The sequence below is a fragment of the Natronospirillum operosum genome (genome assembly GCF_004768465.1).
Lineage (GTDB): Bacteria > Pseudomonadota > Gammaproteobacteria > Pseudomonadales > Natronospirillaceae > Natronospirillum > Natronospirillum operosum.
Window position 1 is genome coordinate 400,212 of the sequence record NZ_SRMF01000001.1, and the last position, 18,639, is coordinate 418,850.

At 62.0% G+C, this 18,639-nt stretch carries 15 protein-coding genes; 9 read left to right on the top strand and 6 right to left on the bottom strand.

The features are described from left to right. Positions 1-64 precede the first annotated feature (64 nt). The gene (locus E4656_RS01895; RefSeq protein ID WP_135480670.1) at positions 65-1,381 is read left to right on the top strand and encodes an NAD(P)/FAD-dependent oxidoreductase; all 1,317 of its coding nucleotides are present in this window, start codon (positions 65-67) and stop codon (positions 1,379-1,381) included. On the opposite strand, the gene E4656_RS01900 is transcribed toward E4656_RS01895, so the two are convergent. Next, complete coding sequence (locus tag E4656_RS01900) at positions 1,378-2,496, bottom strand: LacI family DNA-binding transcriptional regulator (protein WP_135480672.1); 1,119 nt, start codon at positions 2,494-2,496, stop codon at positions 1,378-1,380. The genes E4656_RS01895 and E4656_RS01900 overlap by 4 nt on opposite strands. A gap of 110 nt (positions 2,497-2,606) precedes the next feature. On the opposite strand from E4656_RS01900, the gene E4656_RS01905 reads away from it, so the two are divergent. Beyond that, on the top strand, positions 2,607-3,767 hold the full coding sequence (locus E4656_RS01905) for a phytanoyl-CoA dioxygenase family protein (protein WP_135480674.1): 1,161 nt from the start codon (positions 2,607-2,609) through the stop codon (positions 3,765-3,767). Here E4656_RS01905 and E4656_RS01910 read toward each other — a convergent pair. From E4656_RS01910 to E4656_RS01930, 5 genes are all read right to left on the bottom strand, one after another. Further along, on the bottom strand, positions 3,764-4,924 hold the full coding sequence (locus E4656_RS01910; RefSeq protein WP_135480676.1) for a Gfo/Idh/MocA family protein: 1,161 nt from the start codon (positions 4,922-4,924) through the stop codon (positions 3,764-3,766). The two genes, E4656_RS01905 and E4656_RS01910, sit on opposite strands and share 4 nt — an antisense overlap. Continuing rightward, positions 4,921-5,724 carry a 5-deoxy-glucuronate isomerase gene (gene iolB / locus E4656_RS01915; protein ID WP_135480678.1) on the bottom strand — a complete coding sequence of 268 codons (804 nt, stop codon included), beginning with the start codon at positions 5,722-5,724 and terminating at the stop codon, positions 4,921-4,923. Before iolB ends, E4656_RS01910 begins: the two co-directional genes overlap by 4 nt. A 56-nt stretch (positions 5,725-5,780) precedes the next feature. Then, entirely contained in the window at positions 5,781-6,767 is a 987-nt protein-coding gene (gene iolG, locus E4656_RS01920) for an inositol 2-dehydrogenase (protein WP_135480680.1), read from the bottom strand. A gap of 23 nt (positions 6,768-6,790) precedes the next feature. Next, the gene (locus E4656_RS01925) at positions 6,791-7,675 is read right to left on the bottom strand and encodes a MurR/RpiR family transcriptional regulator (RefSeq protein WP_240753879.1); all 885 of its coding nucleotides are present in this window, start codon (positions 7,673-7,675) and stop codon (positions 6,791-6,793) included. A 98-nt stretch (positions 7,676-7,773) separates the two neighbouring features. After that, a complete protein-coding gene (locus E4656_RS01930; RefSeq protein ID WP_135480681.1) occupies positions 7,774-8,724 on the bottom strand; it encodes a sugar ABC transporter substrate-binding protein in 951 nt (316 codons plus the stop codon). Between the two features lie 360 nt (positions 8,725-9,084). Here E4656_RS01930 and E4656_RS01935 point away from each other — a divergent pair, with 360 nt between their 5' ends. The 7 genes from E4656_RS01935 (at position 9,085) to E4656_RS01965 (ending at position 18,569) form a co-directional block, all read left to right on the top strand. Further along, positions 9,085-10,215 carry an ABC transporter permease gene (locus tag E4656_RS01935; protein ID WP_135480683.1) on the top strand — a complete coding sequence of 377 codons (1,131 nt, stop codon included), beginning with the start codon at positions 9,085-9,087 and terminating at the stop codon, positions 10,213-10,215. A 28-nt stretch (positions 10,216-10,243) separates the two neighbouring features. Then, positions 10,244-11,044, top strand: coding sequence for an ATP-binding cassette domain-containing protein (locus tag E4656_RS01940; RefSeq protein WP_135480684.1), 801 nt, complete (start codon positions 10,244-10,246; stop codon positions 11,042-11,044). Between the two features lie 32 nt (positions 11,045-11,076). Beyond that, positions 11,077-12,198: a Gfo/Idh/MocA family protein gene (locus E4656_RS01945; protein ID WP_135480686.1), complete on the top strand. Its 1,122-nt coding sequence runs from the start codon at positions 11,077-11,079 to the stop codon at positions 12,196-12,198. 34 nt (positions 12,199-12,232) lie between these two features. Beyond that, the gene (locus E4656_RS01950) at positions 12,233-14,170 is read left to right on the top strand and encodes a bifunctional 5-dehydro-2-deoxygluconokinase/5-dehydro-2-deoxyphosphogluconate aldolase (RefSeq protein ID WP_135480688.1); all 1,938 of its coding nucleotides are present in this window, start codon (positions 12,233-12,235) and stop codon (positions 14,168-14,170) included. 11 nt (positions 14,171-14,181) lie between these two features. Beyond that, the gene (gene iolD / locus E4656_RS01955) at positions 14,182-16,029 is read left to right on the top strand and encodes a 3D-(3,5/4)-trihydroxycyclohexane-1,2-dione acylhydrolase (decyclizing) (RefSeq protein WP_135480690.1); all 1,848 of its coding nucleotides are present in this window, start codon (positions 14,182-14,184) and stop codon (positions 16,027-16,029) included. 10 nt (positions 16,030-16,039) lie between these two features. Beyond that, a complete protein-coding gene (iolE, locus tag E4656_RS01960; protein WP_135480692.1) occupies positions 16,040-16,939 on the top strand; it encodes a myo-inosose-2 dehydratase in 900 nt (299 codons plus the stop codon). A 127-nt stretch (positions 16,940-17,066) separates the two neighbouring features. Then, positions 17,067-18,569, top strand: coding sequence for a CoA-acylating methylmalonate-semialdehyde dehydrogenase (locus E4656_RS01965; RefSeq protein ID WP_135480694.1), 1,503 nt, complete (start codon positions 17,067-17,069; stop codon positions 18,567-18,569). Positions 18,570-18,639: the final 70 nt, after the last annotated feature.

Below are 18,639 nucleotides of genomic sequence, written 5' to 3' on the forward strand. Positions count from 1 at the left end.
GAGCCGCCATTACCTCTATAGTGATCGCGAATACAGTGACCGTGAAAAAACTCGGGGTTCAACCATGTCAGACAATTCCGGCAAGGAGCAGATTGTCATCATCGGCGGTGGTGCCGGCGGACTGGAATTGGCGACTCGCCTGGGGCGAAAGCTGGGGCGCAGGGACAAGGCCAATATACTGCTCATCGATCGCAACAACACGCATCTGTGGAAGCCGCTGCTGCATGAAGTGGCAGCCGGTTCACTGGATGCAGGTGTCGATGAAATCAACTATCGGGGTCATGCCCGACGCAACGGCTTTCACTTTACCCGGGGCAAGGTATGCGGCCTGGATCGAGAGCAGCGCGAGGTCATACTGGCGCCGCTGCATGACAGTGAAGGGGAGGTCATGCTGGATGAGCGTCGCATCCGTTATGACCAGTTGATCTTTGCACTCGGCAGTGTCACCGACGATTTCGGCATTCCCGGCATCAGCGAGCACTGCATGATGCTTGATGCGCCGGCCCAGGCCGAACGCTTTCATCAGCGTCTGCTGGATGCCTTTCTGCGCCTGGACCGCGACCGCGCCGCCGGCAAGGATGCACACCTCAACCTGGTGATCGTGGGTGCCGGCGCCACCGGCGTCGAACTGTCGGCAGAGCTCTACAATGCGGCCAGTATTATCCATGATTATGATCTGGGTAATGTGTTACCCAGCCATATATCAATATCACTGGTTGAAGCCGGGCCGCGCATTCTGCCCGCCTTGCCGGAGCGTCTGAGCGCCACTGTTGTTCACGAGTTGCGCCAACTGGGCGTCAACGTGCGTACCGATACCAGGATAGCGTGCGGTCATGACGGGGCGCTCGAAACCGACCAGGGGGAGATGATCAAGGGCAACCTGATGGTCTGGGCCGCCGGCATTCGGGCGCCGGGTTTTCTGCAGGAACTGGCTGGGCTGGAAAGCAGAAAGAACAATCAGCTGATAGTCAGAGATACCCTGCAAAGCACCCGTGACGATCGTATCTGGGCCCTGGGTGACTGCTGCGCCTGTGCCCAGCCCGATGGCAGTTGGGTACCGCCCCGGGCCCAGTCGGCGCACCAGATGGCCAGCCATATCTACAGCAACCTGCGGCGGCAGCGCAAGCAGCAGCCCCTGAAACCCTACCGCTACAAGGACCACGGCTCACTGGTCAGCCTGAGTCGCTTCAGCACCGTTGGCTCGCTGATGGGCAACCTGACCCGCGGCAGCATGATGATCGAGGGCAAGCTGGCGCGCCTGGTCTACATCAGTCTGTACCGGCAGCACCAGATGGCGCTGCATGGCTTGGCCGGCGCCATCCTGATCACGGTGATTGACCGTTTGAACAATGCGATCAAGCCGCGATTGAAGCTGCACTAACTGTGCTGTTTCTGCGCGCGCGCAGGGTCTGAAGTCTGGAGACCGGGCGCTCCGCCCGCCGGCAGGCTGGGTGGTGTCACCACCTGGATGGGTGAAGCGGCCGGCAGGCTATCGAGAACCTCCGGCCGCATCAGGCGGCGCGCCACCAGCAACCGCAGGCAGGCATGGCGCATATCGGCCCGCAGGTCATGGTCGATAACCGCCTGCAACCGCTCCTGTCGCAGCAGCACTCGGTTGTCTGCATCCAGATCATGCCCGACCAGCAGCCGCAGGGACCGCCGCGCATCGGCAAACGCCTCCAGAATAGCGCCGTTGGCACCGCCCACGTTGTACACCGCCGCCAGGTCGGGCTGTTGCTGCAGAACACGGGTGGTTGCGGCCAGGGTCTCGGCATGCAGGCCGTAGCCGCCGACAATATCAACCACTTCCAGGCCCGGTCGGCGCGCCCGCAGGCCGGTTCGAAAACCCATTTCCCGCTCCTCTTCACCGCGAAACAGCAGGCTGCCGATATTCACTGCCACCACCGGCGTCTCCGCCGGCAGCCACTGATCAAACAGATAAGCCGCCGTCTGGCCGGCGGCGCGGTTGTCCATGCCGATGTAATGCAACCGGCGGCTGGCCGGCAGATCGGTCACCAGCGTCAGCACCGGAGTGCCCTCGGCACAGATCTGATTGACGGTTTCTGTCACCCCGGGTTCATCGGGTGCCTTGAGCACAATGCCATGAGTGCCGCGCCGGTGGCAGCGCAGGATGACGTCAATCAGAGCCTGGGTCTCGATTTGCTCGAAGAAATGAAACCGGGGACTGATGCGAAAGGGCGCCAGACTGAGCAATTCCCCGGTGAGAGCCTGACGCACCTGCCGACTGAAACGCTGCGGGGCCGCCATGATCAGATCCAGGTGCAGGGTCTGACCTGCGGCCAGGCCGTGCTCATCCAGCACTTCGAGTTCGTGCAGAGCCTGCCGGATGCGCTGTTGTGTCTGTTGGTGTACCTGGCCACGGCCGTGCAGGGCACGGTCAACCGTGGCCCGCGATACCCCGGCCTGGGCAGCAATGCGTTTCAGTGAAAAGCGCCGGATCAGGTCGCGCGCCCTGATCCCGTCAGAATCTGGCATGTGAGGTCTTTTTGAGTTGAATTTGTGTACTCATGAGTTGATCGGAAGCATAGCATGGGTGTCATAACAACACGACGGGCCGACTCCCGCTGCCTGACAGGAGACAACGCATGACCTTCCCGCACCGCCATCAGCTTGATCTGGACACCTTCGCCGCCTGCTGCCAACAAGGGGTCGATCTGGCACGTTTTCCACACGCCGAGAGGGCGGAGCAGGGCATCCTCGTCTATGCGGGCGAGCTGTTTGCCGAGCACAGTCCGGTTGAGCGGTCGGCCCTGCTGGCAGAGCTGAATCTGGCCCTGAGCGACGGCCCGGGCGTGCTGGTGATTCAGGGCGCCTTTGCGGACACCGGGATCATCGATGCACACAGCGCAACGCTGCAGGAACTGATGGCCAGAGAGGCCAAAACCCGCATCGCGGGAGACCACTTTGCCGCTGCCGGGGCCAATACCCGGCTCTGGAATGCGGTGCAGAAAGCGGCTCTGGCCGATCCGGATTCGTTCATGGCCTATTACAGCAACCCGGCCATGCATGCGGTGTCCGAGGCCTGGCTGGGGCCAGGCTATCAGATCACTGCTCAGGTCAATGTGGTACATCCGGGCGGTGCAGGCCAGCAGCCGCATCGGGACTACCACCTCGGCTTCATGACCGATGAGCAGGCCGAACGCTACCCGCTGCCGGTGCACCGACTGTCGTCGCTGCTGACCCTGCAGGGTGCGGTCGCACACTCGGACATGTCGGTGGCATCCGGGCCCACCCGGCTTTTGCCGTTTTCTCATCAGTACGAACTGGGTTATCTGGCCTGGCGTGATTCGGCGTTCAAGGCCTTTTTTGAAGACCAGGCGGTGCAATTGCCGCTGCAGAAAGGGGATCAGGTCTGGTTCAACCCGGCCCTGTTTCATGCCGCCGGCACCAACCGCACCCGGGACGTACAGCGCATGGCCAACCTGTTGCAGGTCTCGTCTGCCTTCGGACGCGCCATGGAGACCGTCGATCGCAGCGCCATCAGTCGCGCCGTGTTTCCCCGCCTGCGTGACGCCCATGCCAGCGGAGAACTGAGCAAACAGGCAGTACTGCGGGTGGTGGCGACCGCCGCCGAAGGCTATCCATTTCCGACCAGTCTGGATACTGACCCGCCCGTAGATGGGCTGGCGCCCGCCTCCGAACAGGATGTGTTGCTGCAGGCGGTGCTTGAGGGGTGGTCCACAGAACAATGTGACCGGGCTCTGACCGAGCGACTCTCGGCGCGGGCCGGCCCCGGGGAGGACTAGCGCATCGGCACCCAGACGCCGCCTTCGGCTACCGAGCGCAGGGCGGTCTCGATGAAGTGCATGCCGTCGGCGCCATCTTCCACCGTCGGGAAGGCGTTGTCGGCAGACAGTGACGTCTGGCCCGTTTCCCGAGCCACCACGGCCTCGGCCAGATCGTGGTACAGGCTGGCAAAGGCCTCCTGATAGCCCTCGGGATGTCCGATCACCACCCGGCTAACCCGTCGGGCCGCCTCACTCAGGCCGGGGCCACCCTTGACCAGCACCTGACAGGGCTGATCCAGCGGGCGGTAGATCAGCTCGTTCGGCTGCTGCTGATGCCATTCCAGGCCGCCTTCGGTGCCGAAAATACGGAACTTCAGGCCATGTTCCGCCCCGGCAGCCGCCTGCGTCACCCAGATCATGCCGCGTGCACCGTTGTCATAGCGCGTCATCACGGTGGCATAGTCATGGGCCTGGCGTCCGGGTGCCGTGGCGCACACTTCTGCTGTCAGTGCGCTGGGCTGCATGCCGCTGACAAATTGCGCCAAGTGCCAGGCGTGGGTGCCTATTTCGCCCAGAATCAGTGAAGAACCGCTCACTGCCGGGTCGAAATGCCAGTCGGTGGCCCGGGTTTCTGCTTCCGACACCCGGGCCAGATGACCCTGTAAGTACTCGCACTGCACCATGCGGAGTTCGCCCAGTACACCGTCGGCAATCATGCGTCGGGCCTGGCGTACCATCGGAAACCCGGTGTAGGCATAGGCTACGCAGAACAGCCGATCAGCCTGTCGGGCTGCCTGTACCAGGTCATCGGCTTCCGCTGCGGTGAGTGTCAGCGGCTTCTCGCACATGACATGAAAGCCGCGCGCCAGAGCCTGACGGGCCAGCGCGTGATGGCTGTTGTTGGGTGTCATGATGGCAATCACATCCGGTCGGTCCGGCCGTCCTGCTTCGGCATCAATCAACTCGGCGCCACTGGCATAGCCCCGTTCGATGTGCAGATCAATCGCCGCCTGACGGGATCGCTCCGGGTCGGAGGAGAAGGCGCCCGCCACCACCTGAAAGTGACCGTCGAGCGTGGCGCCCCCGCGATGAATGCTGCCAATGAAGGAGCCCGGTCCACCGCCAATCACGGCCAGGCGCAACGGGCGTCCGAGAGCAGAAGTCAGAGTGGTCATTTTTGCAGCATCCATTCATGCGCCGGATCATTGTTGAAGATCCAGGTGCGCTCCGGGCCGGCCATGGTGTTCAGGTAGTAGAGGTCGTAGCCGTGCGGTGCCCCGACCGGATGATAACCTCTGGGCACCATGACGACACCGCGATCTTCCACGGTGATGGTTTCGTCCAGGCTGCGGTCATCGGTATAGACGCGCTGGAAGGCAAAGCCCTGCGACGGATTCATGCGGTGATAATAGGTCTCTTCCAACTGCGTTTCCTGCGGCTTGGCATCGGTATCATGCTTGTGCGGCGGGTAGCTGGACCAGTTGCCGTTGGGCGTGAACACCTCGACCACCAGCAGCTTCTCGGCCGGAATATCATTGAACAGGATATTGCACACCTTGCGCGCATTGGTGCCCTCGCCGCGGGTGATGTACTCCAGATCGTCCGGGCGAATCAGGCGGGCCGGGTACTTGCCCTCTGCCGGCGCTCTGGATACCGCCAGTTCAAGATCTGTGTTGGCTTTCACGGTATAGCTGTCGTGCGGCGGCACATAGACCGCATAGGGTGGCTGCTGCTCGAAAATGGTCGTGCGCTCGCCGATGTCAGTCCAGGCTTCCTTCTGCGTGGCCACATCAGCCTTGCCGGTCATGATGACCAGACAGACTTCGGTGCCCTCCGTGGGTTGCTCGAGCGTCTGCCCGGCCTTGAGGGTATAGACCTCGAAGCCGACATAGTTCCACTGGGCAGACTGCGGTGTGATTCGCTGAATGCAGCCCAGTTCATCCGGTGTCCGGGGGCGTGATAACAGATGTGACATAATGAAGCCTCCTCTTGCAGTGTGACGGCCCGGCCGTTTACAGATTCGGGACCCGGTTACAGCCGGACTGCCCGACCGCTCTGTAACGATTCTACTGCGGCCTCGGCCAGCAGCAGGGCCATCAGGCCGTCGTTTTCGTTGGCCAGCACCGGCTCGGTGCCGTTCACGGCGGCGATGAAGTTGTTCAGTTCGTGGCGATAGGCCTCGGCGTAGCGTTCCAGGAAGAAATGCTGCGGTTTGGCACCGGTGGCACCGTCGTGGTTGGTGACCACTACCGAGTTCTCCAGTTGATTGTTGGCCTGCGCCATGCCCTCGGAGCCCAGCACCTCGATACGCTGGTCATAGCCATAGACAGCACGGCGGCTGTTGGTGATCTGGCACAGCTTGCCGCTGGCCGTTTTCAGCGTGACCATGGCGGTATCCACATCACCCTGCTGGCCGATCTCGGGGTCAATCAGGCAACTGGCAGCGGCATAGACTTCAACCGGTTCTTCGCCCAGCAGCCAGCGGGCCATGTCCAGATCATGAATCATCATGTCCCGGAACAGACCGCCGGAGGACTGCACATATTTTGCCGGCGGCGGTGACGGGTCACGGCTGGTAATGTTCACCATCTCCAGGTTGCCCAACTGACCGTCTTCGAGCTGCTTTTTCAGGTAGCTGAAGTTGGGGTCGTAGCGGCGGTTGAAACCGACCAGGCAGGTCACCCCGGTGCGCTTCACCGTCTCGATGCAGGCGCGGGTGCGCTCGACATCCAGATCAATCGGCTTTTCGCAGAAAATGGCCTTGCCATACTCGGCGGCCTGTTCAATCAGGTCGGCGTGGGTATCGGTAGAACTGGCAATGATGACGGCATTGATCTCGGGGTCGGCCAGGGCTTCTTCCACGGTGGTCACCCGGGCGCCATATTGCCGGGCCAGTTTCTCTGCGGCTTCGGCAAAGACATCCACCACACAGGTCAGTTGCGCATTGGGGTTGGCTGCCACATTGGCAGCATGGATGGCGCCGATACGACCGGCACCAAACAGGCAAATATTCAGCATGTCAGTTCTCCAAAAAGTCTGCTTCAGGCCGGGTTGCCGTCCATGGAGCGGTTCTTGTCCACTCGGTAGGCCAGGCCGATTGACAGTGACTGCGCCAGACACAGTGTCGGCGTCAGCGAGCGGAAGCCGTGGACCTCCGAGTCCGGCAGCGTGAACACCACACTGGCCAGTTTGGCCAGCGGGCTCAGCCTGCTGTCGGTAATCACGATGATCGGCACGCCCCGCTCATGGGCAATGCGCACCGCCTCATCTGTTTCGCTGGCATAGGGCCGGAAACTGATCGCCAGTACGGCATCATTTTTCTGAATGGTGCCTGCCTGTTCCTTGTGCATGGCCCCCACGTTGTCGATCAGGTAGGCCCGGCGCTCGATATGGCGCAGCGCATAAGCAAAATAGGCCGCCGGTACAAAGGACCGGCGCACGCCGATAATCTGGGTCGCCTCTGCATTGGCCAGAATATCGATGGCTTCGTTCAGCACCTCGGCCGGGATATGGCTTTGCAGGGACTGCAGGGCCAGGGTATCCGCATGGATGAACTCCCCCAGCAACTGGTCCGGCGACTGTGAGCCCGGGTCACCCAGGGTTTCCCGGGCAATGCGAATTCGTTCGGTGTAGCTGGGCGACTCGCGCAGCAGGTTCTGCTGAAACAGGGTCTGCATTTCGCTGAAGCCGCTGTAGCCGAAAGCATTGGCAAAGCGCACCAGAGTCGACGGGTGTACCCCGGCATCCTGGGCGATCACGGTGACGGTGCCAAAGGCAATGTCCCCCGGGTGATCAATCAGGTAGCGGGCCACCTGGCGCAGACGCTTGCTGAGCTCTGAATAGCGCTCGGTAATGGCGTTCTGCAGGTCGCTCAGGGTCTGTGGTGCCTGCATGCTCTCGGTCATCTGATTCTCGTCGCGTTCCATGTCGGTCTCTCTGTCTGTGCACGAGACCAAAATGGAATGAATTTTCCAGAATTGCAACTGGCGGGTGGAAAACCCACCCGCCAGTGCCTGTTGCCGGTTCAGCGAATCTCGCCGGCCAGCTCTTCTACCAGTTCAATGTTGTCGGCCGTAATGAACCCGGGACCGGAGTTCATGTGGTTGCTCGGAATGATGCCGTAGCGGCTGTACAGCGACAGCATGATCACCGGCATGTAGCCCTGCAGGTAGGGTTGCTGGTCGATGGCGAAATCGATGGTGCCGCTCTTGATGGCCTCACTGATTTCACCGCTCAGATCAAAGGTCGCGAAGTACAGCTCACCGGCGCGACGGGTGCTTTCCAGTGCCCGAATGGTCGGGTGCGCGGAGCTGGGGCCCAGCGTCAGGACCGCATCGAGATCCGGGTTCTGGCGCAGATAGGCCTCTACCCGGCGCTGCACTTCGGTCGGGTCATCACCGGAGTCGATCATTTCCAGATCCACACCCAGCGCATCGGCAAAGCCCTGGCAGCGCTCAACAGAAGCCGGGTTCGTGATGTAGTGGTTGACGCAGACATAGCTGCTGACACCCGCTTCACGGGCCCTCTGACCTGCCCCGTAGCCGGCATCGTACTCGGGCTGGCCGATATGCAGCAGCGCGCCCAGGGCTTCACTCTGTTCATGGGTGCCCGAGTTGATGGTGATCACCGGAATGCCGCGGCGGGTGGCACTTTCGATGGGGCCTTGCAGCACATCAAAATCCGCGATTGAAACGATAATGCCATCCGGGTTGGACGCCACCGCCTGCTCGATGATGCGGGCCATGTCGGCCAGATCACCGGTGGTCGGGTTGCGATATTCGACGCGCGCATTGACCGCTTCGCCGGCTTCCCGCACCGCATTGCGGATGGTGTTCCACCACGAATCCGAGTCCGGCGCATGGCTGATCAGCACAAAGCGCTCCTGCGCCACGGCGGTAGCCGGGACCATGGCCGCAGCCAGGGCAATCAGGCCGGCTGACAGAAGGTAACTGAGGGTCTTTCTTGTGTTTTTCATGGTTCGCCTCTCCTGGTCGGGCTGTGACCGGCACTCTGGTAACGGCTTTTGCCGTAACAGCATGTGGCCACTGGCGATACAGCCTGTCGCCCGCTCTGGGTTGTTGAAATTATTTTTCTCTTTTTTATCACTATGGAACAAAAATTCCATAAGCATCACAAAGATGTCTCTGCAGAGACAGGTTGTCAAGTGATCAGGCGCAAAAAATAAAATAATATTTCTATCGTGTTTGACAAATGGAAAATTTATTCTATTCTAGGTTCGTCCGTTGCAAAAAGCACAACTACGCAACGGGAAAGCCGAAAATCAGAGCGCAGAAAGCGCCAAACAACAGACAACAATATTGCTGAGGGCTCAGTCATGTCAGTCAATCATGCACAGCAATCAGATGCAGAGGCCACCAACGCGGACGAACGGGTTCGTGAGGTGTCCATCCTGAATCGATTGCTCAGCCGACCCGAACTGGGGTCGGTTTCCGGGGCCGTACTGGTCTTTCTGTTTTTCATCATCGTGGCCGGAGACTCCGGCATGTTCAGCCCCGATGGGGTGCTGAACTGGAGCATGGTATCCGCGCAGCTGGGCATCATTGCCATCGGCGCCTGTGTGCTGATGATCGCCGGGGAGTTTGACCTGTCGATCGGTTCCATGATCGGCTTTGCCGGCATGATGATCGCCATACCCACCATGTACTGGGACTGGCCGGTCTGGACTTCCATTATTTTTGCCTTCGCGCTGGCGCTCAGCATCGGCTTTACCATCGGCACCATAGTGGTCCGCACCGGGCTGCCGTCCTTTATTGTCAGCCTGGCCTTCCTGTTTATTCTGCGCGGGCTGACCATCGCGCTGGCCATCATGTTCACCAACCGCACCATTGTCGGTGGCGTGCGCGGGGCCGCCGAAGGTGACCTGCTGGCGGCCGCCTTCGGCGGTGAGATCGGTGGCTGGCTGTTCCAGTGGCTGGCGGATGTGGGCTGGCTGCAGTCCTTCCCCGATGGCACGCCCATCATTACCGGCATTCCTATGATCATTATCTGGTGGTTCCTGCTGGCGACCATTGCCAGCTGGGTATTGCTGCGTACCAAATATGGCAACTGGATCTTTGCCACCGGCGGTGATGCCAAGGCGGCGAAGAATGTCGGCGTGCCCACCAACAAGGTCAAGATTGGCGCCTTCATGTTCACCGCTTTCTGCGCCACGGTACTGGCGGCCTGTCAGGTGCTGGAATTCGGTTCGGCGGCGGCTGACCGGGGGCTGCTGAAGGAATTCGAGGCCATCATCGCGGTGGTCATCGGTGGCGCTCTGCTGACCGGAGGCTATGGTTCGGTCATCGGCGCCTGTTTCGGTGCCCTGATCTTCGGTGTGGTGCAGATGGGCATCTACTTCTCCGGTATCGATTCGGACTGGTTCCGCGTCTTCCTGGGCGGCATGCTGTTGCTGGCCGTCATGTTCAACAACGCCATTCGCAGACGCGTCACCGGCGCTGCTCAGTGACCAGCCAAGACAGACGGAGGAACCGAACATGAGTGACAAGATTCTAGAACTCAAAAAAGTCAGCCGCTACTTTGGCAGCGTCATTGCCCTGGAAGACATCGACATGGAGGTCAATGCAGGCGAGGTGCACTGCCTGCTGGGTGACAACGGGGCTGGCAAGTCGACCCTGATCAAGACGCTGGCCGGTGTACACAAGCCCAGCAAGGGCGAGTATTTCTACGAAGGTGAGCGCGTCGAATTCAGTTCACCGCGTGATGCCCTGGACCGCGGCATTGCCACCGTGTATCAGGATCTGGCCCTGGTACCCCTGATGAGTATTACCCGCAACTTCTTCATGGGGCGGGAAATCACCAGGGGCTGGGGGCCGTTCAAGCAGTTCGATCAGGATCGCGCCGACCAGATTGCGCTGGACGGGCTGGCAGAAATGGGCATCAAGGTGCGTGACCCCCAGCAGGTGGTCGGCACCATGTCCGGCGGTGAACGCCAGTGCCTGGCCATTGCCCGCGCCATCCATTTCGGTGCCCGGGTGCTGATTCTGGACGAGCCCACGGCGGCACTGGGGGTCAAGCAGACCTCGAATGTGCTGCGTGTAGTGGCGCAGGCCCGCGCCAAGGGGCTGGCGGTGATTCTGATCACCCACAATGTCCACCACGCCTATCCGGTGGCCGATCGTTTCACGCTGCTGAATCGGGGGCGCAGCATGGGGACCTTCCTCAAGTCGGAAGTCACCCGGGAGCAGGTACTGGAAATGATGGCCGGCGGCGAGGAAATGGAAAAACTGGAAGCGGAACTGGCCGAGTTCACCCGCAGCGACGAGGCCACCGCCTGACTGGCCCTTAACACTGAAACTGGAGCATCACCATGAAAACCGTCCGCATTGGCCTGATCGGCACCGGCTTTATGGGCAAGGCACATGCCATTGCCTTTCAGTCGGCGCCGGCCATCTTCCCCCTCAGCGCCCGCATTGAATGCGAACTGCTGGCAGAGGTGAACTCCGACCTGGCCGCCCGCAAGGCGCAGGAACTGGGTTTCAGGCGCGCAACCGATGACTGGCAGGCCCTGGTCACCGACCCCAATGTGGACGTGGTGGATATCTGCTCGCCGAACTTCCTGCACAAGGAAATGGCGCTGGCGGCCATTGCCGCCGGCAAGCATGTGTATTGTGAAAAGCCGCTGGCCATCAACAGTGCCGATGCGCTGGAGATGACCGAGGCGGCCGAAAAGGCCGGGGTCAAGACCCTGGTCGGCTTCAACTACGCCAAGAACCCGGCGGCACAGCTGGCGAAGGAAATCATTGCCGCCGGCGAGATCGGCGACGTGGTGCACTTTCGCGGCACGCACAACGAAGACTATCTGGCCGACCCGCAGACGCCGTTCAACTGGCGTCTGAAACGGGAGTTCTCCGGCAGCGGCACCCTGGGTGACATGGGGTCCCATATCATCAATATGGCGCAGTACCTGGTCGGCGATATTACCCAGGTCAACGGCGACCTGCAGACGGTGATAAAGGAACGCCCGCTGCCCGATCAGCCCGGCAAGACCGGCGTGGTCGAGAACGAAGACCAGGCCCACTGCATGGTGCGTTTCGACAACGGTGCCATCGGCACGCTGGAAAGCAGCCGCATTGCCTGGGGCCGCAAGATGGGCCTGACCTTCGAGGTCACCGGTACCCGGGGCTCCATCGTGTTCGATCAGGAGCGCCTGAGCGAACTGAAACTGTATACCGCGACTGACAGCGCCGGCCGGGAAGGGTTTCGTACCCTGCTGATCGGGCCTGACCACCCGGACTATGGCCACTTCTGTGTGGGCCCGGGACATGGTATCGGCTACAACGACCAGAAGGCCGTTGAAGTGCGCGATCTGATCGAGGGTCTGGTCGCCGACAAACCGCTGTGGCCGGACTTCCGGGCGGCAATGGAAGTGAACCGTGTGATCGACGCCCTGGAGCAGTCGCACGCCGAAGGCCGCTGGATCAGCCTGTGAAAGGGCTGTGCCGCAGGCAGAAGAGGATGAGAGCATGAGCAACATTACACCCTACGCTGAACGACCGCTGGATGTCATCTGCCTGGGCCGGGCGGCGGTAGACCTTTATGCCGACCAGGTCGGCAGTCGGCTGGAAGATGTCAGCAGCTTTGCCAAGTATCTGGGCGGCTCCTCGGGCAATATAGCCTATGGTACCGCCCGGCTGGGCCTGAAATCGGCCATGCTGACCCGGGTCGGGGACGAGCACATGGGTCGCTTTGTACGCGAAGAGCTGGCGCGCGCCGGGGTCGACGTCAGCCATGTGGTGACCGACCCGCAGCGCCTGACCGGCCTGGTCATACTGGGCCTGAAGGACCGGCAAACCTTCCCGCTGATCTTCTACCGCAACGACTGCGCCGACATGGCTGTCAGTCCGGACGATTTCGGGCCTGAGTTCATTGCCTCCAGCCGGGCCCTGCTGATCACGGGTACTCATCTCAGTACCTCGGGCACCTATGAAACCAGCCGCACGGCCATTCAGTATGCCAGGGAGGCCGGCACCCGGGTCATTCTGGACATCGACTACCGGCCCGTGCTCTGGGGGCTCACCGGCCCGGGCGAGGGTGAGAACCGTTTCGTGTCTGACGAAGGGGTGACTCAACACCTGCAGACTGTACTGCCCGACCTGGATCTGATTGTCGGCACCGAGGAAGAGGTTCATATTGCCGGCGGCAGCGAAGACACCCTGACCGCGCTGCGCAATATCCGCGCGCTGACCGATGCCACCATCGTGCTGAAGCTGGGCCCGCAGGGCTGTACGGTGCTGGAGGGTGACATCCCGGCCAGCGAGGACGACTTCGAAGTCCACACCGGCGTGCGCGTCGAGGTACTGAACGTGCTGGGCGCCGGAGATGCCTTCATGTCCGGCTTCCTGCGCGGCTGGCTGCAGAACGAACCGCACGAGCGGGCCTGTGCCTACGCCAACGCCTGTGGCGCTCTGGTGGTATCGCGCCATGGCTGCGCCCCGGCCATACCGGATGCCCGTGAACTGGACGACTACCTGACCCGGGCCGAGCAGATTGCCCACCCCGATCAGGACGTGCGGCTGAACCGCCTGCACCGCATCGCAGGTCGCCGACGCCGCCAGTGGGAACAGATCTATGGCCTGGCCTTTGATCATCGCAAACAGCTGTTCGACATGGCGCGCGAAACCGGTGCTGACCCCGAACGGCTGAAAAAACTGAAACAGCTGCTGATCAGTGCCGCCGAACAGGGCGCCGAGCGCGGCGGGGTAGCGCACCAGGTCGGCGTGCTGATCGACGACACCTACGGCCAGGATGCCCTCAATGACGTCACCGGTCGCGGCTGGTGGATTGGCCGGCCGGTCGAATTGCCTACGTCCATGCCGCTGGAGCTGGAAGGCGGGCGCTCCATCGGGTCGCGCCTGCGCGAGTGGCCGATCGAGCATACAGTGAAGTGCCTGGTGTTCTATCATCCCGACCAGCCCGTAGAGCTGCGCCTGCAGCAGGAGCGTCAGGTGAAGGAGCTGTACCGGGCCTGTCTGGCCTCCGGTCATGAGTTGCTGCTGGAAGTGATTCCGCCGCGTGACCTGCCGGTCGATGAATGGACCCTGCCGCGCGCCCTGCAACGCTTCTACAATCTGGGTGTGTATCCGGACTGGTGGAAACTGCCGGCGCCCGAGCCTGAAACCTGGCAGCACCTGACCGAGGTCATCCGGGCCCGCGACGAGCATTGCCATGGTGTGGTGCTGCTGGGTCTGGATGCGCCGCTGGACGAACTGAAGCGCGAGTTCAACCACAGCGCCGGCTTTGATATCTGCCGGGGCTTTACCGTCGGCCGCACGCTCTTTGGGGAGCCGAGCCGGGCCTGGCTGGCCGGTGAAATCGATGACAGCGAGCTGATCCGCAGGGTCAGTGACAACTACCATGAACTGATCGAGTGCTGGCAGGCCCGCCAGCCCGAAACTGACTGAGGGAGGTGCTTATGGCTACTCTGCGACTGACCATGGCCCAGGCACTGGTCAAGTACCTGGCGGCCCAGAAAATTGAAACGGAAGCGGGCGTCAAGCCGCTGTTCGAGGGCGTGTTCGCCATCTTCGGCCATGGCAATGTGGCGGGTATTGGCGAGGCCCTGTACCAGGTGCGCGACCAGCTGCCCACCTACCGTGCTCACAATGAGCAGGGTATGGCCCATGCCGCCATCGCCTTTGCCAAGGCCAACCGGCGTCAGCGCATGATGGCCTGCACCAGCTCCATTGGTCCCGGTGCCACCAATATGGTGACGGCAGCCGGCCTCGCGCATGCCAACCGTTTGCCGGTGCTGTTGCTGCCCGGCGATGTGTTTGCCAACCGCACCCCTGACCCCGTATTGCAACAGGTCGAGCACTTTGGCGATCCGGGCATCAGTGTCAATGACGCTTTTCGCCCGGTGAGCCGTTTTTTCGACCGCATCACCCGACCGGAACAGATCATAACCAGCCTGCCGGCAGCCCTGCAGACCCTGCTTGACCCGCAGGACTGCGGCCCGGCCACCCTGGCCCTGTGTCAGGATGTACAGGCCGAAGCCTATGATTACCCCGAGGCCTTCTTTGCCGAAACCGTGCACCGCATCCGCCGCCCGCAGGCCGAGCCCGAGGAACTGCTCAAGGCAGCCGACCGCCTGCGGCAGGCGGAACGACCCCTGCTGGTGGCCGGTGGTGGTGTGCATTATGCCGAGGCCTTTGCAGCCCTGCAGCAGTTTGCCGAACGTCATGGCATACCGGTGGCCGAGACCCAGGCCGGCAAGGGCGCCTTGCCCTGGGACCATCCCCGCGCCGCCGGTGCCATTGGCGTCACCGGAACCAGTGCCGCCAACACCCTGGCCGCAGAAGCGGACGTGATACTGGCCGTGGGTACCCGCCTGCAGGACTTCACCACCGCCTCGCGCACCCTGCTCGAGGGCAAGCTGATTCAACTGAATGTGGGCCGTTTCGATGCGCACAAACAGGGCGCCCTGCCGCTGCAGTGCGATGCCCGGCGTGGCCTGACCCAACTGACCGACGTGCTCGAAGGCTGGCACAGCACTGACGGCTGGACCGACCGCGCCGAACAGCTCAGCGCTGAATGGCATGCCTACTATGACCTGGCGACTGCCGCCACCGGCGTCGAGTCACCCACCGGGCTGCCGTCCGATGCCCAGGTACTGGGTGCGGTCAAGCGGCAGTCGGAAGCCTCCGACATCATTGTCTGTGCTGCTGGCGGTCTGCCCGGCGAACTGCACAAGCTCTGGCGCACGGACCAGCCGGGCGGCTATCACGTCGAGTACGGCTATTCGTGCATGGGCTACGAGATCGCCGGTGGCCTCGGCGTCAAGATGGCCGAACCCGGGCGCGAGGTCATCGTGGTGGTCGGCGACGGCTCCTACATGATGCTCAACTCGGAACTGGCCACCAGCGTCATGATGGGCCACAAAATCATCGTCGTGGTGCTCGACAACCGGGGCTATGGCTGTATCAACCGGCTGCAGAATGCCACCGGCGGGGCGCCCTTCAACAACCTGCTGGAAGACTGCCACACCGCACCGGAAGGCGCCCCCAGGCTCGATTTCGCAGCCCATGCGCGGGCCATGGGGGCCGAGGCGGAGAAAGTGGACAGCATTGCCGGGCTGGAAGAGGCCCTGCAGCGCGCCCGTGCCGCTACCCGGTCTTACGTGGTCACGCTGGATACCGACCCCTATGTCACCTCCGAAGGGGGTCAGTGGTGGGATGTTGCAGTACCGGAGGTGTCCCCCCGGGATGAAGTCGGCGCCGCCCGCAAGGGCTATGAACAGGCCAAGAAGAATCAACCTTATTGAGAGTACTATCATGACTGTACGACTGGGTATCAACCCCCTCACCTGGACCAACGACGACATGCCGGCGCTGGGCGCCGAAACGCCCCTGGAGACCTGCCTGAGTGAAGGCAGGGAAGCCGGTTTCAGCGGCTTCGAGCTGGGCAACAAGTTCCCGCGTACACCCGAAAAACTGGGCCCGATTCTGCAGCAGCACGGCCTGGATCTGGTTTCCGGCTGGTACAGCAGTCAGCTGCTGGCGCGCACTGCAGAAGAGGAAATCGAAGCCATCCAGGACCACCTGCATCTGCTGAAGAGCCTGGGCGCCAGGGCCATGGTGTACTGCGAAGTGACCGACTGTGTGCATGGCAATCAGGCCGTGCCGGTGTCACAGCGCCCCGTCATGACCGACGAGCAATGGGACCGTCTGTGCAGTCGGCTCAATGTGGTGGCCGACCATTGCCTGGAGCAGGGCGTGCAGATCGCCTATCACCATCACATGGGTACCGTGGTGGAAAGCGAGGACGACGTACGGCGGCTGATGGACAACACCCGTGACTCGGTGGGCCTGCTGCTGGACACCGGCCACATGCTGTATGCCGGCGGTGACCCCATTCGCCTGCAGCGCGACTATGCCCACCGCATCGTCCATGTGCACTGCAAGGACATTCGGCCGGAGGTGCTGGCTGATGCGCGCAATCGGGATCTGAGCTTTCTCGATGCCGTGCTGAACGGCACCTTCACCGTACCCGGTGACGGCTGTATCGACTATCCGACTCTGTTCAAGGGGCTGCAGGCCGCTGATTACAACGGCTGGCTGGTCGTCGAAGCCGAGCAGGACCCGGCCGTGGCACATCCGCTGACCTATGCCCGCATGGGTCACCAGGGGCTGGTCCAGGCCTGTGAGCAGGCCGGCCTCGAAATCAGTCGTTAAGGCCCGAGAGCACAGGAAGGCGTTCTTTTATTTGATCATTAATGTAAAATATACTGAAACTAACATCGAAATTCGGAGCGGCTGACCGGTGCTTTTTCCCGGATGCCCCGCAACACAGGACAATACCATGACCACACTCGGCAACTACATCAACGGCCAGCGTGTCGGCAGCAACAGCGGCCGCAGCGCACCCTACTACAACCCTGCAACCGGCGAGGCTCATGGCCAGGTGGCCCTGTCCTCGGCCGACGAGACGCGCGCGGCGGTTGCCGCCGCCCAGGCAGCCTTTGAAACCTGGCGCAAGGTCAGCCCGCTGAAGCGGGCGCGCATCATGTTCAAGTTCAAGGAACTGATAGAGCGCGATGCGGAAAAAATCGCCACCCGTATTTCACAGGAGCACGGCAAGGTCTACTCCGATGCTTTTGGCGAATTGACTCGTGGCCTGGAAGTGGTGGAATTCGCCTGTGGTGCGCCGCATCTGCTCAAGGGTGAGCATTCACTGAACGTCGGCACCGGTGTCGACAGCTATTCGCTGATGCAGCCGGTCGGTGTCTGCGCCGGTATCACGCCGTTCAACTTCCCGGCCATGGTGCCCATGTGGATGTTCCCGGTGGCTATCGCTGCGGGTAATACCTTTGTGCTGAAGCCGTCCGAGAAGGACCCGACCGTGCCCATCATGCTGGCGGAACTGCTGACCGAAGCAGGCCTGCCGGATGGCGTGCTGAACGTGGTCAACGGCGACAAGGAAGCGGTCGACGTACTGCTGACCGATGAGCGCGTCGAAGCCGTCAGCTTTGTCGGTTCCACGCCCATTGCCGAATACATCTATCAGACCGCGTCCGCGCACGGTAAGCGTGTGCAGGCGCTGGGTGGCGCCAAGAACCATATGGTCATCATGCCGGATGCCGATCCGTCGCAGGTGGTCAGTTCGCTGCTGGGGGCCGCCTACGGCTCGGCCGGCGAGCGCTGCATGGCGATCTCAGTGGCCGTCTGTGTCGGTGACGAAGTCGCCGACCATCTGGTGCGTGACCTGACCGCCGAAATCGACAAGATGACCGTCGGCCCGGGTACCGGTCAGAAAACCGAGCCCCACATGGGTCCGCTGGTCACCCGCGAGCATGCCGACAAGGTGCTGGGTTATATCAACACCGGCGTGGAAGAGGGCGCCAGCCTGGTGGTCGACGGCCGCGACTTTGTGGTCACCGGTGCCGAGCATGGCTACTTCGTAGGCCCGACGCTGTTCGATCACGTCAAGGCAGGCATGCGCATCTATGAAGAGGAAATCTTCGGCCCGGTACTGGTCGTGGTGCGCGTCGACAGCTACGAAGAAGCGGTCAAACTGGTCAATCGCCATGAATACGGCAACGGCACCGCCATCTTCACCCGCGACGGCGACACGGCTCGCCAGTACAGCGAAGATATCCAGGTGGGCATGGTCGGCATCAATGTACCGATTCCCGTACCCATGGCCTTCCACAGCTTTGGTGGCTGGAAGCGCTCACTGTTCGGCCCGCTGCATGTGCACGGCCCCGACGGCATTCGCTTCTACACCCGCATGAAGACCGTCACCGCCCGCTGGCCCACAGGCATCCGCGCCGGCGCCGAGTTCTCCATGCCCACAATGAAGTAGGCTGCGATGCACCTGTAGCGAGGGACGCAAGTCCCGATTGGGGCCGGCAGGCCCCTCGTCATGGTGCGGT